Source organism: Clavibacter capsici, from assembly GCF_001280205.1.
Taxonomy (GTDB): domain Bacteria; phylum Actinomycetota; class Actinomycetes; order Actinomycetales; family Microbacteriaceae; genus Clavibacter; species Clavibacter capsici.
On record NZ_CP012575.1, the window covers coordinates 86,215 to 109,359 of the forward strand.

Here is a 23,145-nt window from a genome sequence, read left to right on the forward strand (position 1 = left end):
GGTCGGGAGCTGCGCGAGCGGTACGGAATCGACGTCACCAACCCGCAGGCGGGTCCCGACGCCGTGCGCGCTGCCCTCATCCTTCGGGAGCGTGCCGACGCGGAGGCAGCACAGAACGCCCCGTCCGCGGAGGAGTCGGGCCGCGGTGAGGCGACGTCGAGACGGCCCTCGCCCGTGCCGCGCTCGACGACGCCGCACGCCTTGACGCGCGCGCCGCGTCAGAGCGCAACGACGGCCAGACCATCGCCGCGGAGCCGAACGCCGACGTCGACAGGAGCTACACTCACTGCGTCGCGGAGCTCGAGCTATAGGGGCGCGAGTACGACTTCGAAGCCGGCGCCGGCGGCACCCCCGAGCACACCCCTGACGAGCTGCGTGAGCTCGCAGAGGACGCCCGTGCGCAGGCGCAGCTCCACCTGGAGCCAGTAGAGGTCGGCGCCGCGCAGAGCGCCCCGCAGCAGCCCGCGCAGGCCGGCGCCGAGACGACCGCCGCCAGCGACCAGGGCCGCGCGAACGCCGAGCGCAGCATGGGGGAGGCTCACTACTATAGCGCGGAGCGTCGGACGGCGATGGCCGCCGAGCTCGGCCGGCAGGGCGTGCCCCAGCAGACCGTCGACGTCCGCATGCGCGCCGAGGTCTCCCACGGGCGGCCGGCGTCCGAGGCGCCCGCGCAAGGGCACCGGGTAAAGGTGCCGCAGACGACAGGCGGCTGCGGCGCTAAGGGAGCTGCCGAGCGTACCCAGCAGGACCGCTAGCGGCGCAGGAGAGTCCGAGAACCGAACTCACGGCACTGATCATCGTTAGATCCGCTGGTAGTCCATAGGTCAGGTACCGTTCTTATCGGTGATGAGAGGAAGGTGCGTCAGGTGAGTGGCTGGGATGACGGCGCCGTCGCCACCTTCGCGGCGGCGCTAGTTGCCGGTCTCGTCGGCCTCGCAGCCATAGTTGTGACCGTCACCGACGGGATCTCGACGCGTCGCGTGACGAGGAACTTCACGTCTCGCGAGTAGAGCTGGACGCGATGGTCATGGACGATCGAGAAGGCCCTGAGCGACGACCCCTCGGAACGTGAGATGGGGCTGGCAATGATGGACGCACTCAGTGACATGCCGTGGTTGACAGAGGATGATGAGCGCATCGCCCTAGCAGTCGCTCAGGCCGTGCTCACACGCAACCAGCGCGATGAGCCTCGAGCTCGGAAGCGGCGCGGACGGATGAGAAGGAGGTCCTGAATGAGCAAGGACACTGATCGAGCCCTCGCGCACGCGCGCTCGATCCAAGAGAAGATGACCAAGCGACTGAACGGCCGCGGGTCTGCTGATCGGTCCGCGATCACCGGGCGCTTCGTGAGCAACGGCGCCGCTGTTCGGCATTCACGGACCACAATCCGCGAAGGCGTCACCCGAAGCCGCAGAAGCGACTCTGACGAGTAGGAGCGGTCGGCACGGGGACCCGAAGGGGTCCGATCTCATTACGAGTGAGATCGGGCCCCCTCGTCTTGTCTCTCTACTTGCCGCGCTCGGTGAGGCTGGTGTTCGGGTGCCGTGCGGCGGCGGCATCCGAGATGAACCGGCCCGAAATCGAGCTGCGATGCTGGGTTCCCGAACCGGAGTTGCCACCGGTCTCCCGCACGGTGGTGCGAGGGTGTCGGGCGGCGGCGGCGTTGGAGATGTAGCGACCTGAGATCGCACTGCGGTTTGCCATGAGGCTGTCCTTTCCGTGGTGCACACTTTGTGCAGCACTGCTTGACAGAGTACGCATGCGTTCTCCATAGCGCAAGGCTTGCTCGATGAAGCATCGTGCTCGATACTGAGACCATGAAGAAGTCAGGCCTGTCTACTGCCCGTGCCGTCACCTCCTCGATCCCTTGGGGACTGATAGCCGCCGCGGTCGTCGGTATCGCCACGTCCCCGCGCAGTAAGTCGCCGGAGACACTGGGCGACCACCTCAGGTCGACGCGACGCACAGCAGGGTTGACTCTTCGGGACGTCGAGGCGGAGACGAAGATCTCGAACGGATACCTGTCACAGATCGAGAGCAACCGAGTGACCAGTCCGTCCCCGAACATGCTGCACAAGCTCGCATCGGTCTACGGCCTGGACTATACCGACCTGCTCGTGCGGGCCGGTCACCACGTCCCAACGACTAACCCGGAGCACGACCAAGTGCGGAAGCTCGCCGGCATCCCGCTTCGGGCACTGGAAGAGCTCGATGAGGCCGAGGCGGCGGAACTACGGAACTACCTGGCCTTCCTCCGACAGAAGCGTCGCGATCGGCAGACAACATGACCGACGCCCTCGACGTGGCGGTCGAGGACATTCGCCTACATGCCAGGAGGGTCTTGCGGGAGGCGGGCGTTGGAGACCAACTCCCTGTCCCTATTGACGCGATTGCGGCGGCTGTTGACCTCGAGAAGGGAGAGCTGTTCGCGCTGGAAGACGATGTGCCACCCGAACTGCAGGTGGTTGTAGCCAAGCTCAAGGGCACTGTCCTCGGAGCGTTGTCCGTAGACGAGCGACGCTACTTCGTCGATCCCAGCCTGCCGGTTGAGAGGCGTCGCTTCACGGAGGCGCACGAAATCGGTCACGATGCCCTTCCGTGGCACGCTCAGGCCTACTTCGCGGAGGACCACACCACCCTCACGTCCAACACTCGCGTCCTGTTGGAGGCCGAGGCCAACCAATTTGCAGCGGAAATCCTCTTCTCCGCCGACCGCTTCAACGATGAGGCCGATGGTCATGCGCCGTCTATCGACGTGCCGCTACGCATGAACGGGGCCTATCAGACCTCTGCCGCTGCGGCGTTGCGCCGCTACGTTACGAATAGTCGCAGACCCCTTGCCTTGCTCGCTACAGGGCTTAAGCAGAGCCGGCTAGGCCATTTGCCGATCTACGAGGCGAGCTGTCAGTCGGTGAGCTTTCAGGCTAAGTTCGGCGCTGTGAGGTCGCTCTATAGCAAGTGGCTTGGACCGGAGCAATACCCGATGGTGCGAACCTTGAGCCCCTTATATCGGGGCACGATTGCTGAAGCGGACATCAGCCTCCAGACCACTCGAGGTCACGTTCGACTCATCGCGGAGGGGTTCGGCAACGGCCACAATGGGTTCGTCCTGCTGAGGGAGCGCAGCGGCAAGTAGGCAATGCTACGCGAGTCGAGCGCCATAGCAGCACGCATGAGGAGCGCGCAGCCGGACATGAAGTGGACTATCCCCGACGCATATCCATCGCTCGCCCGTCATGCCCCGCAGCTCAGTCGGCGCACCTAGGTCCCAGGTGCCTATGCGTCACCCGATGTAGCCATCACGACGTCAGCGGCGACGGTCCGCCCATCCGGAGGATCGATAACGTGGACACACGCCGGTAATTAACACGCCCTTGTTCGAGTGGAGGCTCTTACGTCCATATCGTAATAAATCCGTCCACACGCCTCGACGTTCTACGACACGGCCGGCACGACGACCTCGGACACCTGCGCCGTCGGCTGCCCGTCGCCACATTTCCTGCCGCGGATCCGAAATCCGCGCAAGCGGCAAAAGACACTCTCGCGTACTCGGTTGCCCTTGACCTCAAGTGCTTACGTGATGCGAGAGTGACGCCTGTAATGAGCGCGCGTGCGTGGGCTTCGGGAATATGCTGGCTGTCTCGACATTTCCCGACCTGGAAACGCCCGAGGGTAGTTCCGCTACGCCTCTGTGTAGAGCGCACGTGGTGCAGTCTAGAAAAGATGCGGCGGATCAGGGTGGAAGTCGCCGCCGTGATCACGGTTGAACCAGCTTTCGGCGGCGAGCAAGTCAATGTCATCCGTGATTTCACTGGTTGAAGATGTCTGATAAGGCTCATGCGCGCCTCGGATGAGGGCGGTTGAAGATGTCTGCGCGAGCCTGGGTAAGGCTTGTGGCGTTGACGCGACGATCATAACTCCGACCCCGATTAGCATGAGACCGCCCATGCGACGAATGCCAAAATCAAAATTCAACATGTTGTACCCGTTTCGTTTCGTTTACATGTCCGATCACACCATAGGCAGTCGTTCCGTAACGCACTAGTTCTCTCCACAGGTGCACGTGCCTCGCGTCATTCGGTGTTCTACCGCTGGGCGCTATAAGCGGACCTATCTTCGCTGCCTAGTCGCAACGAAGCATGGAGAGAGGACAGAGAGCGCCTGTGACTCTGACCATGCCGTCGGCCACGCTCCTCTGTGCATGAGGCCGGCAGGCAGGGCCACCTCAACATTCGGGCACGCGGCACGCGCCACGAGTTGCATACGTGCCTGACGCGACCTCACAACCAGCATCAAGCTGGCCCGAGTTCGATAAGCAGGTTGCTGCGTCGAGTAGTGCACGGGGGGCGAGCGGTTCGAGGAAAGGCAGCGTGTGCTCCCCGGGTGGTGCAGTAGGCGACGGCCGTCCCGGGGTCGCATGCCTACCACCTTGAGACGTCTCGCGAACGGCACGCGCGCATGCCCCGATGCGACCGCACGACGTGCCGAGCGGAGTCCGCTTTGGCCGAGCACGTCGCCAATACGACAAGGGTACAGCGGCAATGCAGGGGGATGCCCTCGAAGTGCTACGAAACAACTTATATCGGCCCCGTAGTCGAAATAAGAAGTGGCCACGTAGTTGATCAACGCATGTGATCAACTACGTGGCCAACGAAGGCGCTTGCTGTGGTAATCGGGTTCGGCTTCTGTGAAGTGGAGATGCGGGGAATCGAACCCCGGTCCGCCGCTACACCATTACGCATTCTACGAGCGTATCCCTAATGCGTTCTACTTGGCCCCGACCCTTTTCAGGGCTTGTTAGGTCGACAGGCCCATCTTCACTGCGTGTCCCATGCATCCGCGAAGAGTTGATGCATGGCTATTCCTATTAATTACGCCGCATCTAGTCCTAGGAAGGGGCTAGGGCGACGGATCACTTAAGCTCTCAGTTATGCAACGAGAACGTGATCAGTGCGCTTCAATTCGGCACTTATAATTTGCGGAGAACGTTTACGAGATGACTCCGCGTTCTCGACTCGCTTCTCGTAACAGTGGTCACGGCGTCGAAACCGATCATCCCCTCACTTGAGGTACTCCAACTGCCAAGTTGGTACCCCTCGGCTCGAACCTCGATGTGAATTTAACAAGCACCATCTACACCCACCGCGCTTGAAGCTGCTGTGGCAGGTGCAGTAGGCGACTGTACGCGAACCCGCATCCACTGGTGCGGGTTTGTCCACAGGCCTCGGCACGGGGTCTACGAACGGCACGGTCAAGCCTGCGACCGGGGCCGGTGATCGACCGAGCACGTACGAGAGGGCGCGCTCGATGCTGGCGGTGATTGGCGCGGAGCGACCTGGGAGGGTGGCTTCCCACCGACCGGGGACCTGAAGTCGACCGGTTCGAGCTCGTTAAGAGAGGACGGGCACGTGCAACTGCGCTTCACCGGGCTGCACGTGCCCGGTCGGACTCTCTTTAGGTGCAGTTGTGCCCTCCAGCCCAAGAGGATCGCGTTGCTGCCGCGGCCCACTAGATCGAGGACGCGCGCCGTCTACCTTGCGGAGTCCGATGGCGCCGCCGTCGCGGCAGAGCTCGGCTCGGGTGCTTGGCGGCCTATCAGGATCATGTGTTCCGCGCAGCGGCCGGGGGAGAGGCACTCGTGGGTGCGGCTAGGGGGTCCCGACTGATGTGACGGCGGTGGCCAACCGAGCACCGCTCAAGCGCCAAGCCCACTGCCCGTGAAATGGATGACCGAGGAGGTGCTGCTTCGTGAGGAGCCACATCATGTAGAAGGGCAGTCTGCACCTTGGAGTACCCGCGACAAGTTTACGTTCAATTGTAGGCGTGACGTGGCAGGATGACGAGGTCCCCGTCTGGCTTGCGGCCAGACCGAGATCGGTCTAGTGATTCTGCTTATTGTCCGCCATGCGATTCCGAGCGTATCTCGAGGAGGAGTGGATGGTTGCGGCTACCGCATTTGTCGACGCCGACCGGGGCTCAATATGTCGCGGCGCCGACTCCACGCCCGTAACCATCGACGAGATCGATCCTCAGTCACGGAGGAAGACCGTGTGCTTTATTGTCGGGGGAGCACGGTGACAAAAATAATGCTTCAGAAACTCGACCTCCCACCGATCGATGACGGATATGGTGCTGGTGACCTCCTAGCGCGTGAAGGGGGGGGCACGACGCTGTGACATTATCCTGTGTTAGGGCCCCTTTTCGGCGTGCTACGAAGTGGGGGCCTTCGAACTCGTCGTTGCCTGTCAGGAACAGATCCACAAAGGCGGAGAACCGCACCGCCTGCACAGGGGGGGCTCCAGACCTGCAATCATGGCCGAACGGGACTCTACAAGCCACGACGTTTTGTTACCCAGTGTGATACGGCTTGCGCCGCAAGCTACGCTATCCGATTGTAGCGTCTCAGACTTACCGACGACGGCTCTACCGTCATTAGATTGGCCAACTACCCGTAGCCGTCGCGTTGTAGTTTGTATCTAGCTACCCATGTCGGTCGCGACACCGGGCTGTAATTGACCATGCGTTTACTGACTGCAGTCGAGTCGCCCGATGGCGCAGAGCCTATGCCTATCATTAGTAGTCACCCCGCAGAGTCACAGACACGTGTGCGTCGAAGTAGCGAGGCCCGCGTGGTATTGATCAACGGACGCTCTAGGCAGCGGAGAGCCAGCCATGCAAAACCACTGATAAGCAGAGTACCCAGACCTGCAGCTATCTGAAGCGTTTCCGTATCGAAATTGTCCGCCAGGAGCGCTGCGGCCTGATAGCCGAGTGGCATGGCCGCCAAAGAAATGAATGCATCGACAGCAAGTGCTGAGCCAAGCTTTCCCTGAGGGATACGGATTTGAATCTCGTTGTAGTAGTGGACTGCCCATGCTCCGACTGCAAAGCCGGCCAACGCGGCGCTTGGCGCTGTCAAGAACACCCCGCCGGAGGCGTAGAGTCCCAGTGCGATGATTGGAGCGGCCCTACCGCTAAGGAACAAAAAAGGCGTCGAGCCTGCTGCCTTCAGTTTTTTACGTCGATGACGGAGTACGCCCACGAGGTTGCCTAGACCAAACCCTCCGAGGATGAATGCCCACGCGTTGCTGCCCAGTACTGGGTCGGCTGAAACGATGCGTGGACCACTTAGCTGATAAAAACCTGCAGATAAGGCGATCAATAGAATGGAGGAAAGCTGTGTGGTTGCAAACCAGGGCGATAAGAGAGGGTGCGACTTCAGGGCTTGTCGTTGGTGTGATCTGCGCTCGGAGAGGTGCTTAAGTTGCGGCAGCTGAGTAAGGAATACTGTGCTGAATATGTTTAAAATGGCAAGAGCTACCAGGAGGGTCTGATACGGCCATTGGCTTATCCAAAATGCCGAGATCATTGGTGCGAGTACCGCCACAGGCGTGAGTACGGCTCTCAATGAGGAAAGGGATGCCTGGAGGTGCTCGTGTTTGACTAACTGAGGAATTATGCTTTGTGTACTTGGGCCGTTGAGTCCAGCCAGTCCGCCCATAATCACGGCTACCATAACGTACATTGTGTCATTTGGTGGCTGGAGTGTGAAACTCACTCCGAAGAGCGCATATGCCACGGCGGTTGCGCACTGGACGAGAATGATGTACGCGCGCCTGTTTAGGCGATCTAACGCTACTCCTCCGACCGGGAGCATGGCGAGCTGCGCAATGACTAGGGCGGAGAGCGCTTGGGCAAGTGCGTCGGCATTTAAACCACCTTCTCGGGGCCCAAGGGTGAGGATTATGGGAACGGCCGTCTGCGAGATGGCAGCAACGACTCGACTGCTAGCAAGGGCCACAAAGCTACAATCCGCGAACTGAGGGGGGCGTAAAGACATGAATATACCTCAAGTGTGTGTTGTGCTGCGAATATCATCACTTACGGTTCGTCATAGAAGGATAAACGTGGTGCGCGCTCTCGGCAGCGTGTCTGTTCTTGCAATTCGTCGTGGCGATGGGCGCCACTTGGTGACATATTCAGATCCGCTATAAGGCGCCGTCTTTATTGCGTCGGAACCGCGACGCCAGTAATGGGAGCACCAACTTAGATGACCAGCGCTAGACGGCGCTCGAGTTATTAACAGGAATGGTCGCTGTATGTCAGCCCATGCTCCTCAAGCGTGCCGAAGCATCATGTTCGTCGTCTGCGGACGCTGCATGGCGAGCTCGCCATGCAGTACCTCGGAGACCCGCCCCCACAGGCGGATCGTCAGTCGGACTGATCGCTGCCCTGCCCCTCGGAGCATGCATGACGGGTGCCGCCGGCACCGGCTCCTAGCCGACATGGTGGACGTCCCTGACCCTCGGCCAACATCCACTCGATGCCAGCTTTGTAAGACCTCGTGTGCAAGGTTCGATCTACGAAGAACCTCAACGAGGACCTCACCCAGCTCGCCTTCGCCGGGGCGTCTGAGAGTCCAAGATCATTTCAAAAAGTCCGTGATGCCGACGAGCTTCAAGACGCCGCGACGGGGAACGGTCGGACCCTTCCACGGGACCCCCGCGTCTACGGCCATCGCGACCTGGCGAGGGTCTTGCCGCCTGGACGTGTGAGCAAGGGCCACCGTAGAGAAGTGACACGGGCACGTCAGTCACCGCTCCGCGAGCCGCACGGCCCCATGGACGTCGCCGTATCCGCGACGTGCGTCCTCCTCGGCATCACCACTGCCGCGCGGACCGCCACCTTCGCTCACGCCACCAACGACAGCACATCCGCCCATGAGCACTCGGCCTTGCCGGTCAGCCGCACTATCATCCCCGCCACGGACGGCCCCGGCTTTGGCGCCTTCACCCTCTCCGCGCCGCAGGACGCCGGCGAGAGTGCCCTCGTCGCAGTTGTCATCGCATCCTCGCCCAAGAGCTTGCGGTGCCACCTAAAGCGGCTGAGCGCCGACCTCCTCGGACAGGGCTTCATCGTGGTCGACATCGATACCGCGGTGGCTACGGCCTCCCGAACCGGCGCTCCTCGGAGACGCTCGCCGCGGCCAAGCCCCTCGCAACCGCCAGTCCGTCAAGGACCAGGTCTGGTGGGCAAATACCAGCATCGTCGGGTATTTACTCGCCGGCGGCGGCGCGCTCCCGTCCGCCGTGCACCAGCACTGCCTCGAGATGGGTCGCACGCGACCATGGCGCAGTTGCCGGCCAACTACCCGTTCGCGCTAGGAGGACTTGAGGGGCAAGGCAGCTCCCGGGTTGCTCGCACTTTCACGAGCTGCGTGCAAGACCCGGGTCATCACCAGCACCGTCCCCGAGCTCGGCGACGACCACGCCGCGGCTCTCACCTCCATGCGCTTCTTGCGCGGGAAGGCGTTCTCGTCCTGCGGCGACCGCGCTCCGAGACTTGCACTCACGAGCCGAGCTGGACCGGGTGCTCACTGTGGAGCGCACCGATAACACCTACGCCACCCTCCATCGAGCGCTTGGTCGCGTCGTCACCCCGGTCGACGGCCCGACGGCGGAGAGGGCGTGGGCGAACGTCTATGGGATGCAAGTGTGTTCCCAGGGGCGCAAACGCTGCGATGACCAATGAGCTCCGTGGATGGGACTCATGGGAACGGGCGTGGCCAGTCGACGACGATACCGCCCTAGGTCCCGCCCCTCCACCCGCTACCCGCGAGGGAGACAACCACGCGAGAGTAGATCGACGCTAGCTTCGGCTCGCTCAACATCGCGACGATCGCTGCCGGAGGCGCCCGCTAGTACCCCAATCGGACGGCGGTCGTCGCGGTCATGCCCGAGAAGAATCGACACGTGCACCCGGTCCTCGCGCGCTCATGCTGATACCGGTTCGCCGTCGACCGGGATGCCCGGATCACCGCCCCGGTGATCGGGTTGATCCAAGCCAACGGCGGCGATCCCTGCCGGCGCAGCATCCAGGAGATTGTCCGGGCCAGGACCGACGTCACCGGCGCCAACCGGGCCGGACCTGCCCGTAACCGGGACCGCGCCTCCAGCACGACGCGTTCCCGCTCCGGGGTCGTTTTGGTCAGCATCGAACTAGGCCTGGACGACCGATCCGACAGCCCTCGCAGCCACTCGGCACAGAACCGTTTCACCCACCGATGCGTGGAATGGCGCGACACCCCGAGCTCGCGCACGACAGACGTCACCGGCGAGCGATCATACACCTCCGGCCGCACGAGGAGAACCACCCCCGTAAACCGTCAAACGAGCATCACCGTGGGACATCGAGGCAACCTGACGATGGTTCATATCAGTAGCTCGGTCAAGCCAGGAGACCTCCCCACTCGCCCCGAACTGTCGCCAACGTCGTGGCCGAGTACAACTAGGAGGCGGCCACGGTTCTCGCAGCCGCCTTCGGTAGCCGGCCGCACAGATCTTGTCCGTCCCCGTGCCGTCGCGGGGCACGTGCGTGACGTCTACGACCGTGATCCTTATCGGTGAGCACGTCCTCCCATCGGGTTTTCTCCGGCTCAGGCCGACGTCGGCTGCCCCCCCCCCCCGACGGCTGAAGGGCCGGCCCGTGGCGGGCCAGCCTCCTCCTCCCTGCAGCTCGCTCTAGCTGTTCGCGCGGTACTCCTCGAGTAGGTGCACGGAGATGCGTCCGCGCTCGGAGACCTTGTGGCCGCGCTTGCGCAGCCACTCGCGTGCAGCGCCGAGGTCTTGCTTCGGTGTCAAACCTGCGGAGCCGTGCGGTGCCGCCGTACCGGCGGCCGCGCGGCCGAGGCGGTGGCCCTTATCGATGTAGTCCTCGAGCGCGGTTCGCAACTTAGCGGCGTTGTCATCGCTGAGGTCGATCTCGTAGTTGACGCCATCGAGCGCGAACGAGATGCTCTCGCCCTGGCCCTCCTCGATGGGCATACCGTGGATGTCGTCAACGAGCGTGGTCAGCACTTTGCGGGCCATGTGATTTCCTCCCCATACGGATTCAGCACGGTAACGATGTGCTAAATCATACGATACATGGCCAGCTGGCGCAGCGCACTTATCACGGTCGTACTTTGTCCACCGCACTCATCCTTGGGTCAGGGGAGCGAGGGCCCCGGCGGCTGTCGTTTAGGCTGTTCGCGCCCGAGATATCTCGTAGTGCTCGAGGTCGTGCGCGACCTGAAGTGACTCACGGTCAAGAAGCCTAATCAGATCATCCGTCGGCAAGTGATGGCCGAGCGGGTTGCCCTGTTCGTCCGGTATGGGGCGTGCCTGCATGCGATCGTGAACCCCGCCCGGCGCTACGTGCGTGTTTTGGCGTCGCCGTCGGGAGGCGTCACTTGTCCGGGTCGCCTTCCTTCGCGGTCGGATCCGCGCAGGTAAAGGCGCTTCCCGACAGCACCATCTCGATCTCAATTGCGGCGTCGGGCTGGTATAGGAAGTATGACGGCCTTCCGGTCTAAGTCCAGCCCCACTCTCAGTAGCCCACGCCCAACCAAGGCCGCTAACGCAACCTGTGCATAGAAATCGTGCGGTTTGCTTAGTTCTGCAAAAATATGGTCCGACAGTAATCCGTGGACAAGGCCTTGGTGGGCACCAACCGTTGACGAGCGTGACTCACGGATTACCCGAGCATACTCACTGCTATATGTAAATAAATTGCATCACAACCTGACATTGGAGAATTGCTTGCTTGATTTACATACATCCTTTACGGCTCGTTTGTTTCGCTTGGGTATCGCGGCCGCACTCGCGCTACTGATATGCGCAACTCCTCTGATCGCAATACCATCTTCCGCGCAGGCGGCGGGAGCGTCTCGTACGTCGCTTCCCATTGTTGCGGGCACTAAGCTTACTTTCAGCCAGCCACCACATCCGGGTACCTACGCTGCGGACTCATATTGTACCGCCGGCGCAGTCTTCAAGTCCACCACATATTTATCGAGGCTTCTTCCGTACTCCGCGGCATCACGGTATGTACTTACTGCCAAGCACTGCGGACAGGTGGGAGCCGATGTCAGCGTGGGGGAGGATGCTGTGGGGAAAGTTATCTGGGCGTCACCGGATCGAGATCTCGAACTGATTAAGGTGGATCCGGAAGCGCATCGTAATACGCATTGCGGCCCCACCTACGGAGGTGCAAGTAGATGTAGTGTAATCCAGACCTTCACACCGAGAGCCGTCGGGAAGATCATCCTCGATTTACCGTATACGCTTAACTTTGAGCGAGCAATACCCATTGCGGGAGTAGGCACTCCAACTAATACAACTCGAATATGTACATCTGGTTACCGCACGGGACCGAATTGCACCTTTCGTCTGGTAAACCTTCCACCACGAGAAGAAGAACAAGCCAAAGCCCGGGGTCAAAAAGTGATGCGTAGCGAATCCGCTGGTACGGATCAGGGAGATTCCGGTGGACCGGTCAGTGACCCGAGTGGTGTCCTCTTTGGTATCCATCACGGCTCTGCCGACCCTACTCGCTTCGCGAACGTCGGTATATACACACCTATCTCCGAGTTTTTGACAGAGCAGCCCAACTATGCACTTGCACCTGCAAGTTAGGCGATTAGCAAAACTCGGCATCACGGTACTCGCTGCTGTCGTTTTAACATGCATCTTCTCCTCTGCCTCGAACTAGCCCACTTTGCAGTGATCGGGATCACAATACAGTCCACTTCTTATGACAATTTGAAAAGCTATTCTTGGTCGGCCGCTGCGTTCGCGGGTGCTGCCATCAGCGTGGCACCGCCCGTTTGCAGCTAACGCGTTGCCCGTAGACAACGCCGAGTACTCGAAGCGTCAACCTACCTAATCGATGTCATCGAGGTTTCTCGGTGCGCCTGTGTCCTATATTAATAGCGCTTGGGGGCGTAGCGAGGACTCTGTGCCTATCACGAACACCCAGAAATCGCCTGCTTCGCGCGGGCGGAGTCTGACGGGACCAATGCGACGTCCCCCGGCGCCTACGAATCGGTGATGGCCACCATGGGGCGTGGCATGCCTGCGGATACGCCAAACGTGGTACATAGACCATGTCGCCAACGCGATGGTTGCGTGCACGCTGCTGCGAGAGGACGGGTGCCTACAGGCCGATGAGCTCAGCGGATTCCTGCGGGGCATGCCTTTCGGGACAGTCGTCGGGCCGTCCAAGTTGACGCTGGGCGTGCTCCCAAACAGCTTTAGCGCTATCGTCCCCCGCAGTGCTGACGTGTGCGCACGCCTCGACCTCCCCGAACTCGCGCTCCGAGACGCGCTTCCGGCGGATGTGCCACCGCGACTACTATTAGTACTTGATCTTGCCCTGCCAGGCAGGACGGGCGCGGCTCGCAAACATTCCAGTGCGAGTCCCGGTTGAAGTCAGCGATGATGCCGGTCATGCTGATTCAGCCGACGCCGTTGCAGTTGGGAATTGCGGTTGGCGTACTGGACACGGCCTTAATGCTTCACGCGACGCTGAACACGGAGCTGCTCCCTCCAGACCATGCAATGCAACTCTGTCTCAGGAAAGGCGCGATTAAGTTGTGCCATTCGACCACGAACACCCGCATGCCCGCGGGACACTGGTAGCGAGGATATGGCTGATGGGTCCCGGCGCACTTGGATGTAGTCACACTCGTGCAAAAACTGCGTCGGCAGGCTATCTGAGGTGTCAATGTCGATTACAGGCGGGGGTAGGAGTCGCCATTGTCAGCCGGCGACCCCGTCCGTGTCCCCTGTGTGGAACAGCGATAGAAGCGGTTGAAATACCGGGAGTGCTGGCTGTTGAGGAGTGCAAAGTCATCCTTTCAGGAGTCCTCAGCGGCGTACAACCAAAGTCGGCGGCTCCCTAGCCGCTGAGGGCCCGCAGATACGGCGGCTGCCGGTCGCTTGTCACAACTACTCCACAGGAATCTGCCCGGCGTAGCGAGGGTTCGGGTAGGTATGCCTCCCCGAACCACCCAGTTGTAGTCAGGTCTGGGCGTTTCGCCCTATCGGCTAGCCCATCTGCCTGAGGTAGTCGCGCGGGTTGGCGTCCCACCATTCGCGGCTGTGGACGATGCGGGTGGGGAAGGTCTTAAGTTTTTCCTGGCGGTTGCAGGAGCTGCCGATCGCAATCGCGGCCGTTTGCCCGTTGAGCGGGATGCTGTTCCAGCCGTAGTGGATCGGGATGCACAGGTCTGGTACCGAGCCGTCCAGCGGGTAGACCATGATGGCGTGGACCTTCGGGTTCGTGACGCTGAGCATGATGGCGTTGTCTCGAGGCGCCGCGTGGGTGGGGTTAGGCAGATCCGCCGCGTCCGCAGCGGCACCGCCGCCCAGGGCGATTGCTGCGCTTAGGAGGATGGACGCGGCCGTGGTGATGAGCGGGCGGGCGTGGGGGAGGGTCATGGTCGTCCTTCGCAAGCAGGTGATGAGGTGGTCCCCACCATACGAAGGACGTCGACGCCCCGGATTGGCGTGTCCACATCCGCGGCTGACGCTCGGTGCCAGCAAGGCCTCGACTACTAAGACAGAAGGAGAGTCACCTACGCTGCGAGCCGGCTACGAGGGCGTGAACGGCCGTGGAGCACCCGAAGTCCTCAGTAGGCTTAGACCATGACCGGCGTGCACCTCCGAGCCGCACACGATGCACCGCGGCAACGTCTTGAAGGCCACGATCATCTCCGACGGCACCTATGGAGTGCGTGGCTTCCACGGCGACACCTCCAGCGTTGACGACATTGACGACTGTTACCTCCCGCACGTAACCACCTGAGACAAGGCGGCCACTCCGGCAACCACGTTGTGGTTTCGGAACACGGAGATCCGGTAGGCGAGGGTGCACCCGCTGCTCATCTCGTAAGGGCGGGAGTGTGCCCAGACCGTCAGATGGAACAAGGGCGTCTCGCACATCGCAGGCGACGTCAACGAGAAGGCCATCCGCCGTATGCCGGTCGTTCCGAGGTCTGGGTGCTGTACCAGCGCAACTTTATGATTGACACCCCGAACGGCCTTTTGTCCCCGAAGGTCTGGCATCGTGTCGAGCGGCAGCGCGCCGGCCTCGCACTGAACCGGGCCACCGAGGCATCCGGCGTGAAGAACGCCGCGACTTACAAGTACCTCGCATAGGACTCGCTCTGGTACTGGCCCCCTGGCGCCACAATCGAGAAGACCGCCACATGCGCGCGAGCATGGTCACGCCGGAGGCCGGCCGTACTTCTCCGTCGACGGGGAATGACCGGTCACAGTGCAGGGGTGGGGTGCCCTGCGGTATCCATGGAACCACGCCCACGGACTGACGAACGGCTGGCAGAAGCCGGCGCTGCGTGACACAGAGCGAATCAAGGGCGGCACGGTGCGATCCGCGCCTCGGGTTCATAGTCTCTCACTGGTGTCAGTCTCGCAGCTCAACCAGAAGCCCCTCGAGTGCACGGAGCGCCAAGTCGCCGCTGTCATAAAGGATGCCCTACAACTTGAGCTCAAGCAGCAAGCCAACAACGTCACCCTCGACACGGCGGCCGAGCGTCTCTCCCTGCTTGAAAAGGTTAGCGCGCTCCTGCGACCCTCAGCCCTTGTCGCGCATAGTGCGCGGCGTCCGGTGAACAAACGGCTACCAAAGTGATTTGAAGGGAGACGAGTAGGCGCCATTGCCCGACGTGCAGCTGATCGTGGTTCCATAGCCCGGCGTGTGCGTGTGGTCCTTGAGCGTTAATGTCACACACGAAGAGCCGGAGTCCTAGGACCCCGGCTCTTAGACGTGCTGACCGGCGGATGTGCCGCCGCGACGATTACTGCTTGATCTTGCCCTGCCAGATAGGCCGGGCGCGGTTCACGAAGTCCCAGTGCGAGTCCCGGTTGGAGCTGGGAGCAATGTCGGTCGTGTTGTTCCGCTTGACGCCCCTGCATCCGGGGATCGCAGTTGGCGTAATGGACACGCCCCCGACGCTCGCCGCGATGTCGAAGACGACGCTGCTTCCTCCAGAGAATGAGACGCAAGTCCGTCTTTGGGTGGGCTGAAGGAAATTGTATGACTCGATCATGAAAGCCCGCGTGCCGGCTGGGACGCTGGTAGCGAGGATGTGGCTGATGGGTCCAGTCGCTCCCGGATGCAGCTGGATTCGTGCAGGGGCGGCTTCGGCAGGCTGCATTGAGGTCGCGACTCCGATGACAGGTAGGGCAGCAGCCATGACGAGGGCCGAGATTGCCAGCAGGCGACGCCGTGCGTGTGCCTTGTGGGGCTCAGGGGTGAACTCGGTCGGAAGACCGAGAGTGCGAGTTACGGAGGTCTGCATCGTTGTCCCTTCAGGGTCCTCAGCGAGGCGTACGGCCGACATCGGCCGCGCCATAGCCGCTGATCGACTTAAGTTAGGGCGGCCGCCGGTCGCTTGTCGCAACTACTCCACAGGCGGACCCCGTCCGACGTCGCGAGGGTTCGGGTAGGGAGCCCTCGATGAGTTGCGATCCCAAGGCTCGGGTGTATGTCCTCCCCAGTGTCATCGCCATATAGGTGTGTGGCCAAGAGGTAGCACACAGGGGCGCTTTGTGGAGCAATGGTCATACAGGCATCGATATTACGCGCAGCGCCGGCAAGCACCTTATCCCCTGGCCCGACGCGCTGCATACGATCACGAACGCATTGCGGAGCTCCACGCGGATGAAGATGAACGAGGGCGGCCCGCGTAGTAAGCGGCGGTTCTTCGTTGGCCCGCAGCACGCGCAGTCGGATCGACTCATTGAAGTGCTTGTTGAGCTCAAGCCCGGCGGATTAGTGGTGTACCACGTGATGCCGCTTTGCTCGTACTGCCGAAAGCTGATGGAGGAGGAGAAGTGACACTCTCGAAGAAGGACCAGGGCCGCTAAGGCCGTATGGCGGCGACGGAGGAGACGTCGACGGGTGCGACGCTGCCCGGCGACAGTGCGCATGGCTCTAATGCGGTCGAGATCGGGGCGCAGCTGCTCCTCGATGCGCTCGGCAGGAAGGCGGCCGTCTCCAAGGCGATCGGCCGGCCGAAGCTGTGTGGCGCGGCGCCGGATGGCGAGCACTCGCCAACCATCCACGTCCGCCTCTCCCGGTATTGCAAGGACCGTCTGGAGCAGCGGCGAATCGTGCAGCGCCGTAAGTACGCCGCAGATCTGGTCCGGGACGCGATCGACGAGTACCGCGATTGACACAAGGGCGACTTACGCCGCGTTACGGGCTGAGAGACGCGGGCGGCCGCGTGAACAACCCCGGCCACGCCTGATGTCGAGTCGTCATCGAGGGGGTCGAGTCACGCATCGAGGTGCCGCGGCTTCGTTCCGCTGCGCTCCACGAATCCGCGCCCATGAACTGCATGGCGTGCGCTCACGAGGCAGCAGGTGCTGTGGCATCATGACCACCTGACCTCGCCTGATCATGACTACCGTGCTGACCGTGGCGAGCCGCGAAGGATGTGACGGGGTGTGCCCTGTGGTTCTCGTCCGGGTCCGGCCTGACGACTTCACCGACGACGACCTGGCATTGAAGGGAGTGAGGGCAGGTGGCGTGCGAACGTGGTTTGAGCAGGCGAAGGCGACGACCATCGGTGGTCGTGGGCTCGTGTGTTCCTGTGCTGCTTGATGGCGCTGCCTGTGACGTTTCCTGTAGCAGAGGTTGCGCTGCTCATCTGCGCGACAACGCTCTCGAGCGTCAGCGGTGTGATCACCTTCGCGCTAGGGCGTGTCTCCTAGGCACCTGGTACAGGCGATGACGGCGTTGAGGACGGCCGCGGCGCGGTGGACGATCGCGAGCTTGTTCTATCGGATCACCAGACCCCACCGCTTCATTAATCACGGGGTGCGTCAAGCGTCAACGAGTTAAAAGCTTATATCCTCGCTGCTCTTTGAAAAACTCATATAGCTTGATATATACCATCGTGCTGTCCTCCGTGAGGCGACGAGGGACTTGATCCGTCATTATCCCGTAAAGCATACCCGTATCCGGGTTGAAGACGGGCCCGCCGGAATCTCCTGCAAGTAGAAGGTCAGTCGTGGAAGACGCCGCTTGATCTCCGTTGTGAGGGGCTCTGAAGCCGGGCGGCCAAGCGCGAACGGATAGGTTCATCCAGTTGACCTGCACGCCAGTGGTGCTACCGCTCGTAGCGAACGTTTCGTTCGGCCCGGGGTCACTGTACCCGATCACAGGTTGGCCATATATGCTCCGTGTTCTGACCGATGCGGTAAGGACACGAGGAAGCGCGTTTGGCGTCCAGGTCGTCACCGGCAAGCAGTGGGGCGCGCCATGTGAGGAGCTTCCACACGTGTATGACACGTGAACAGTCGGTTCGATCTTGATTAACGCCAGATCGATGTCATCAGATCTCCAATAGACGGTTCCTACGGGGGCGGTATTGCCATGGCGAGATTCAATCTCGTTTCTGACATACACTTTCTCCCCTGTTCGTGCGACACAGTGGTTAGCGGTTACTACATATCTGGTGGCGCGCTCTTTTGCAACTAACAATGAGCTCCAAGTATTTTTTTGCACTACTGCGCCTGCAGTGCAATCGCCACCGAACTCGAATTCGAGCTGCGAACCGGCAACCACTGGTCGTGTCTGCCTCGCGCTTTCTACCGCGGACGCACTAGAAGCCGTAAACGCGACGGCCACTAGCCCGAGGCTAATGGACACGGTAAGGGCACAGCGGCGCCGACGATGTGTTCTTAGCATTTAATTGCACTCTCCAGATTCATTTGACATAAAAGTAGAACCACGTACACGCGGGATGCACAGGGCTTATTCACTGCTCAAGAAATACTAATTTTACAGAGGTGTTAATCTGAAGCGCTACCTTTGTCCACAGGTCGGGTGCTGACTGACAACGTGGAGACCAGCGATTGCAGATCGCAAAGTGATGACGCCCGTCGTCTCGACCTAGGGCGTTCGTCCTAATGGTTCGTGGTGATAGCTGCGAGCCTGGGAGGCAGGTCGCGATCCGAGTTGCCGCCGGACGATCAGCGGGCGTTGATCGCGCCGTTCCTGCCGGTCCGGGCGGGTCGGTTCAGGCGGCCGTCTTCGGATGCTCGCTCCATGGTCGAGAGCATCGTCTACCGGTATCGGATCGGGATCGCGTGGCGGGATCTGTGTAGGGTGTTTGGGCCGTGGCAGACGGTGTGGAAGTGGCGCCGCCGGATGGCTGGCGACGGCTCGTGGGACATGCTCCTGGCCGCGCTGACCGCGCATGCCGACCAGGTGGGCCTGGTCGAGTGGTCGCTGTCTGTGGACTCCACGGTCGCTCGTGCGCGTCAGCACGTGACGAACAGAACCCTTAACACAGGGGGGTCATCGAATCACACGAAGCCCAACGTCCAGGCGCCTGATCATGGTCTCGGCCGCTCCCGCCGCGGCCTGTCCACAAAGGTGCATCGGCTCGTCGACAGGCACGCGCTGCTGCTGGTGCCGATCGTCACGCCGGGCAGGCCGGTGACTCGCCCATGCTGCTGCCACCGCTCGTAGGGCTCCGCGTAGTCAGGCCAGTCGGCCGCTGCGCACGCGGCCGTATCGGCTAAGGGGCGACAAGGCGTAGTCGTCCCGGGCGATTCACCTCCATCTGCGTGGTCGCGGCATCCAGTCCGTTACGCCTGAGGCGCGGGATCAGCAGGGTCAGCGGGAATGACGCGGTTTCCGTGGAGGCAGGCCCGTCTTCTACGACCCGGTCGACTACAAGCAGCGCAACGCCATCGAGCGTGGTTTCTGCCGGGCTGGGGCTGGTAACCGGAAACGACAAGCTCGCGATCGTCTACCGCGCCGCGGCCGTCCTCAACGCCGTCATTGCCCGGACCAGGCGCCTAGGAGACACGCTCGAGCGCGTCCGCCACACCACATCCGTGTCCTTCGCGACGCGTGAAACCGTTTTATCGACTTGAGTGGATGAAAAGGGGCAGGGTACTTCGACGAAGTGCTTGCTTCAGTTGCCGCAGTGACTGTTTCCGAGGTCGGGGAACTTGATGTAGAGGTACTTAAAGTGCCTGGTGTTGCAGCTCAACGAGACTGATCCGAGGGTGATGAACGCGACGGCACCGATGCTGACAAAGATCGCGGATGCCAGCAGCCCGAACGCTCCCGCAACAACGGCTGCGATGCCCGTCGCCGTTCCGCCTCCGAGGAGGGCGCCTCCAGTGGGGGCGGTGATCCTGACGGTCGCCCAGTGGTGGAATAGGCGCTTGAACTTGTGCCAAAGCGATAGCTGCGTGCCGACCTGGGCGGCGGGCGCGGGGGATGCCGCCTGCTGCGGGACCTGGGCTCGCCCCTGGCTCCTGTCGCTGCCCAACTCTCCCCATGCGGCGATGCTGCCGGTACTGCGGAGCTCCTCCACTTCGGCTACCATGCTGCGGGCCATGGTCGTCCGGTCCAGAGCGGGGGCTCCTTGGGCGCGGCCGGCAACGCTCGCGTCGACGAGCTGGTCGACGGTGATGCGCCCATCGACCACATCCTGCAGGAACGACCCGTCCTGCACAGCGACGGCGATTGACTTCTCAGCAGCATTCGCTGCCGGGACACCCGTCACAAGCGACCCGACGATACCGAGCATCGCAACCGAGGAAACTATGGTCCAATTCCGATGACGGTGGCTTGAGATCGTCGAGGCAGGATTCGGTGAGACTGAGGGCTGCATGGAGGCCTGTTCGGTAGGGCGAAACCGGATCGTGAAGCCCATACGGTAACGCGTGCTGATGAGTCGTTGGGAGGTTTTGCACAGGTCGGCTGCTCGCTATGCCCCGCCTAGCCGTGCCGCCCATCGCACGGCTTGACCCGATCGAACGGCCGTGGCGCCGCGGGTAAGATGCCGAGGGTGGGGTGCACAATGGCCCTGCGCCTGAATAGCGCGCCTACCACGCACCTGGGACGCACGCGTTCGTGGTCGAAGCGCCATGTCGTGGGGATCCGGGTAGTGAGCTTAGGCGGACACGCGCGGAAGAAGCAGCGGCACCGTTCGTCAGGAAGCGCCCATGGGCGACTCGCTGCTGTAGATTGCGAGCAACCATGAAGCTGCGCAATCCGACAGGCGATGAGAGTACGCGAGCATGTCGACGGCGACAGCTCTTCCGGGCATAGCGACGTCTGCCACCCCATGGGACCAAGGGTGAGTGCCGATCGTGCATGCAGGTTGAGCGCGGTTTACCGGATTACGTGCTGCGTCCGCGGCGCCACGGCCCTGGCGGCTACTTCCTCGCGTAGTTGTCGAAGCAAGCAAGGGCAAGCTGCTCCGCCTTCCTCGGCAGGGTTTCGATCCATTGCACGTTAGACCATCGCGCGGCCGATCGAGCATAGGTCGTAGAGCTCGCTGATCAAGTGATCGCCAGCTCGGTACAGCGCGGCCAGGTGTCGTTCAGCGGCAGGGGATATCTTGTGCCTGCTGCCCTTAAGTTTCCCCTTTTTCGCAACGACTTTCATGCCCTCACGGGTGCGGGTGCGGACGGGGTCCGATTCAAGGGCGGCGAACATCGCGAGCATGTTGAGTAGGAGCCACCCGGTACGGTCGGTCGGGTCGTGCACGGAGCCGTCGATGCTGACCGCGACGGCATTAGCCGCGAGCTCGTTGGCGATCGTGCGGTCATCGCTGATCGAACGCGCGAGAGCCGGTCGAGAGTCGATTCTCGATCCCGCGAAAGAGGGCCGGGCGATCATCGCGGAAAGCGACTACCGCGGGATCAGATTCGCATACGTCCGGCGGTTCCTACGTCCCATCGTGGCGGACGAAGGCATTTTCGCTCAAAGACCTGTTCATTATCATGGAAGCGCGGGGGAGGGGAGTTGCCCGAGCGCTCTTGGAGTATCTCATCGCCGCGGTGCGCATGTATGCTCCTGTGGTGCTCCTGTGGTGCTCCTGTGGTGCTCCTGTGGTGCTCCGATGGGCGACCGTGCCTGGTAAGGGGCCAGCGCGAAAGATCTATGACAGCCACGGCGTCGTCGATATCTCTGTCACCTGCCACGTGATCGGCTGGGGTGCGACGCACTCGAGAGAGCTCAGGGGGGGCGTCGGAGGAGGAGCATGCCAATAACGCCTAAGCCGAGACGTGATCGTTGGGATCAGTGCCCAGGCGGATAGTGCGAACAAGCCTCGGTAATTAATAAACTGGTAGGCGAAAAGTATGTAGATTCGCTCGATTGAGTACTTGATCAATGGCGTATTCAACGACGCCAAGCGGATCTATTATACTGCGCAACGAGGCCCAAAAACGCGGTCATGATTTGCGCAAGCAACTATGTTGATATTGTACGCTGGCCTCATGGGGCGATAGGGGACAGGCTCATTAAGACGGCGCGGCCTGAGGCTGCGCCTGTGGAGAACGCGCGTCCTTCGCTCGCCTCGGGTACTAATGTCTGTTTACATGTTGCGCATTGGTAAGCGTTTGATACTCTCTTTCGTCATGGTTTTCAGCCTCGTTGGTAGCTGCGCAATCGCCGCACCAGTCCAGGCGGTCGACCGCGTGGCCCGTGGTTCGTTGCCTATACGGGCGGGTACCCATCTCATCTTTGGCGAAAGTCGAGGTTTTGCTTACACGAGGGACATTGACTGCACTGCTGGGGCTGTGTTGACAGGCTCTGGAATATTCTCACGAATCACCCCGTATCAACGTGCTGTCCGATACGTTGTGACAGCGAAGCATTGCGGCGGTCGTGGTGCGCATGTGCGCGTTAATGATGTGCAGATCGGGTCAGTAATTTGGGAATCGCCAGACGTCGACCTCTCGATCGTCCGGGTTGAGCCGGCGCAGACGACGAGAAGAAGTTGTTATCCGACATCAGCCGGCATCCGCTGTTCTCTCGTAAGTGACTACGAGCCTCGGGCAATTGGTGAGGTGTTCGCTGCGAGGAACCGATCTGGCCAGGAGTCGTCATTGCGAGTAGCCGGGACTAAGGTACCGGCTCCTCGAGAAATTTTTTGCACAACCGGGATGGTGACTGGAATCATGTGTAATTGGATTTCGATCCCGCCCCCGCCGGGACTGGAATTGGGCAATCAGCAAGTCTTGGCGGAGACGTTCTCAGCCTCAACGAGGCAAGGTGATTCGGGGGGGCCTGTTGTTAGCAGGGACATGAATATTATCGGCATTATTTGTGACGGCGGATTGCCGGGTTCAGGAGACGAAACTTACATGAGCTACGTACCGATCGCTGTTCTTTTCCGAGAACAACCGTTTTACGTGCTAGCAACCTCCTAAAAAGTTTACCTAAAGTGATGCGCGGAATAAGCCAGCCGCAGCGCGTACCTCCGTAGTCGCACGGAGTCACTGCGGGCAGGGCGCGATGCTCAGGGTGAATATCGTGCGC

The 23,145-nt window shown here is 61.5% G+C and carries 14 protein-coding genes, 1 other RNA gene and 3 pseudogenes; 6 read left to right on the plus strand and 12 right to left on the minus strand.

The genetic code is table 11. The annotated features are described in order from the left end of the window. Positions 1-305: 305 nt before the first annotated feature. Together AES38_RS15950 and AES38_RS15545 are read right to left on the minus strand one after the other, a co-directional pair. Complete coding sequence (locus AES38_RS15950; RefSeq protein ID WP_162232643.1) at positions 306-644, minus strand: hypothetical protein; 339 nt, start codon at positions 642-644, stop codon at positions 306-308. A gap of 862 nt (positions 645-1,506) precedes the next feature. After that, a complete protein-coding gene (locus tag AES38_RS15545; RefSeq protein ID WP_072174725.1) occupies positions 1,507-1,704 on the minus strand; it encodes a hypothetical protein in 198 nt (65 codons plus the stop codon). A gap of 113 nt (positions 1,705-1,817) precedes the next feature. Here AES38_RS15545 and AES38_RS15105 point away from each other — a divergent pair, with 113 nt between their 5' ends. After that, a complete protein-coding gene (locus AES38_RS15105) occupies positions 1,818-2,288 on the plus strand; it encodes a helix-turn-helix domain-containing protein (protein ID WP_157883589.1) in 471 nt (156 codons plus the stop codon). Continuing rightward, complete coding sequence (locus AES38_RS15110) at positions 2,285-3,136, plus strand: ImmA/IrrE family metallo-endopeptidase (RefSeq protein ID WP_053775942.1); 852 nt, start codon at positions 2,285-2,287, stop codon at positions 3,134-3,136. Before AES38_RS15105 ends, AES38_RS15110 begins: the two co-directional genes overlap by 4 nt. A gap of 578 nt (positions 3,137-3,714) precedes the next feature. Here the strand turns inward: AES38_RS15110 and AES38_RS15955 are convergent. The 5 genes and pseudogenes from AES38_RS15955 to AES38_RS15125 form a co-directional block, all read right to left on the minus strand. Continuing rightward, on the minus strand, positions 3,715-3,978 hold the full coding sequence (locus AES38_RS15955) for a hypothetical protein (RefSeq protein ID WP_157883590.1): 264 nt from the start codon (positions 3,976-3,978) through the stop codon (positions 3,715-3,717). Positions 3,979-4,690: 712 nt separating this feature from the next. Continuing rightward, positions 4,691-5,060: a transfer-messenger RNA gene (gene ssrA / locus AES38_RS15550) on the minus strand. A 1,520-nt stretch (positions 5,061-6,580) separates the two neighbouring features. Then, positions 6,581-7,840 carry an MFS transporter gene (locus tag AES38_RS15555; RefSeq protein ID WP_081001943.1) on the minus strand — a complete coding sequence of 420 codons (1,260 nt, stop codon included), beginning with the start codon at positions 7,838-7,840 and terminating at the stop codon, positions 6,581-6,583. A gap of 1,932 nt (positions 7,841-9,772) precedes the next feature. Next, positions 9,773-10,190 (minus strand): annotated as a pseudogene (locus AES38_RS15120) (leucine zipper domain-containing protein); the annotation flags it as partial. A 330-nt stretch (positions 10,191-10,520) separates the two neighbouring features. Beyond that, entirely contained in the window at positions 10,521-10,868 is a 348-nt protein-coding gene (locus AES38_RS15125) for a histone-like nucleoid-structuring protein Lsr2 (protein ID WP_053775945.1), read from the minus strand. A 753-nt stretch (positions 10,869-11,621) separates the two neighbouring features. On the opposite strand from AES38_RS15125, the gene AES38_RS15560 reads away from it, so the two are divergent. Next, positions 11,622-12,455, plus strand: a complete 834-nt coding sequence (locus AES38_RS15560; protein WP_256998911.1) for a trypsin-like serine protease — start codon at positions 11,622-11,624, stop codon at positions 12,453-12,455. Between the two features lie 1,413 nt (positions 12,456-13,868). Here the strand turns inward: AES38_RS15560 and AES38_RS15135 are convergent. Then, positions 13,869-14,261, minus strand: coding sequence for a hypothetical protein (locus tag AES38_RS15135; protein WP_053775947.1), 393 nt, complete (start codon positions 14,259-14,261; stop codon positions 13,869-13,871). 2,457 nt (positions 14,262-16,718) lie between these two features. On the opposite strand from AES38_RS15135, the gene AES38_RS15150 reads away from it, so the two are divergent. Further along, positions 16,719-17,021 (plus strand): hypothetical protein, encoded by a 303-nt coding sequence (locus AES38_RS15150; RefSeq protein ID WP_053775950.1) that lies wholly within the window; start codon positions 16,719-16,721, stop codon positions 17,019-17,021. A gap of 522 nt (positions 17,022-17,543) precedes the next feature. Here AES38_RS15150 and AES38_RS16575 read toward each other — a convergent pair. Continuing rightward, positions 17,544-17,660: pseudogene (locus AES38_RS16575) on the minus strand (IS5/IS1182 family transposase); the annotation flags it as partial. A 19-nt stretch (positions 17,661-17,679) separates the two neighbouring features. Then, complete coding sequence (locus AES38_RS15565; RefSeq protein ID WP_072174729.1) at positions 17,680-18,540, minus strand: trypsin-like peptidase domain-containing protein; 861 nt, start codon at positions 18,538-18,540, stop codon at positions 17,680-17,682. Between the two features lie 246 nt (positions 18,541-18,786). On the opposite strand from AES38_RS15565, the pseudogene AES38_RS15965 reads away from it, so the two are divergent. Further along, positions 18,787-19,673 (plus strand): annotated as a pseudogene (locus AES38_RS15965) (IS5 family transposase); the annotation flags it as partial. A 104-nt stretch (positions 19,674-19,777) separates the two neighbouring features. Here AES38_RS15965 and AES38_RS15160 read toward each other — a convergent pair. Beyond that, positions 19,778-20,485, minus strand: a complete 708-nt coding sequence (locus tag AES38_RS15160; protein WP_256998903.1) for a hypothetical protein — start codon at positions 20,483-20,485, stop codon at positions 19,778-19,780. Positions 20,486-21,111: 626 nt separating this feature from the next. After that, positions 21,112-21,498 carry a recombinase family protein gene (locus AES38_RS15165; RefSeq protein ID WP_053775952.1) on the minus strand — a complete coding sequence of 129 codons (387 nt, stop codon included), beginning with the start codon at positions 21,496-21,498 and terminating at the stop codon, positions 21,112-21,114. 743 nt (positions 21,499-22,241) lie between these two features. On the opposite strand from AES38_RS15165, the gene AES38_RS16580 reads away from it, so the two are divergent. Continuing rightward, positions 22,242-23,036 (plus strand): trypsin-like peptidase domain-containing protein, encoded by a 795-nt coding sequence (locus tag AES38_RS16580; protein WP_342343912.1) that lies wholly within the window; start codon positions 22,242-22,244, stop codon positions 23,034-23,036. The last annotated feature ends 109 nt before the right edge of the window (positions 23,037-23,145 follow it).

Excerpts from the sequence above, each read along its gene's own strand:
- AES38_RS15565 (WP_072174729.1), bottom strand. The coding sequence starts at position 18,540 with ATGCTAAGAACACATCGTCGGCGCCGCTGTGCCCTTACCGTGTCCATT.
- AES38_RS15105 (WP_157883589.1), top strand. The coding sequence starts at position 1,818 with ATGAAGAAGTCAGGCCTGTCTACTGCCCGTGCCGTCACCTCCTCGATC.
- AES38_RS15125 (WP_053775945.1), bottom strand. The coding sequence starts at position 10,868 with ATGGCCCGCAAAGTGCTGACCACGCTCGTTGACGACATCCACGGTATG.
- AES38_RS15165 (WP_053775952.1), bottom strand. The coding sequence starts at position 21,498 with ATGATCGCCCGGCCCTCTTTCGCGGGATCGAGAATCGACTCTCGACCG.
- AES38_RS15110 (WP_053775942.1), top strand. The coding sequence starts at position 2,285 with ATGACCGACGCCCTCGACGTGGCGGTCGAGGACATTCGCCTACATGCC.
- AES38_RS16580 (WP_342343912.1), top strand. The coding sequence starts at position 22,242 with ATGGTTTTCAGCCTCGTTGGTAGCTGCGCAATCGCCGCACCAGTCCAG.
- AES38_RS15545 (WP_072174725.1), bottom strand. The coding sequence starts at position 1,704 with ATGGCAAACCGCAGTGCGATCTCAGGTCGCTACATCTCCAACGCCGCC.
- AES38_RS15160 (WP_256998903.1), bottom strand. The coding sequence starts at position 20,485 with ATGCAGCCCTCAGTCTCACCGAATCCTGCCTCGACGATCTCAAGCCAC.
- AES38_RS15555 (WP_081001943.1), bottom strand. The coding sequence starts at position 7,840 with ATGTCTTTACGCCCCCCTCAGTTCGCGGATTGTAGCTTTGTGGCCCTT.
- AES38_RS15135 (WP_053775947.1), bottom strand. The coding sequence starts at position 14,261 with ATGACCCTCCCCCACGCCCGCCCGCTCATCACCACGGCCGCGTCCATC.
- AES38_RS15955 (WP_157883590.1), bottom strand. The coding sequence starts at position 3,978 with ATGTTGAATTTTGATTTTGGCATTCGTCGCATGGGCGGTCTCATGCTA.
- AES38_RS15150 (WP_053775950.1), top strand. The coding sequence starts at position 16,719 with ATGGCGGCGACGGAGGAGACGTCGACGGGTGCGACGCTGCCCGGCGAC.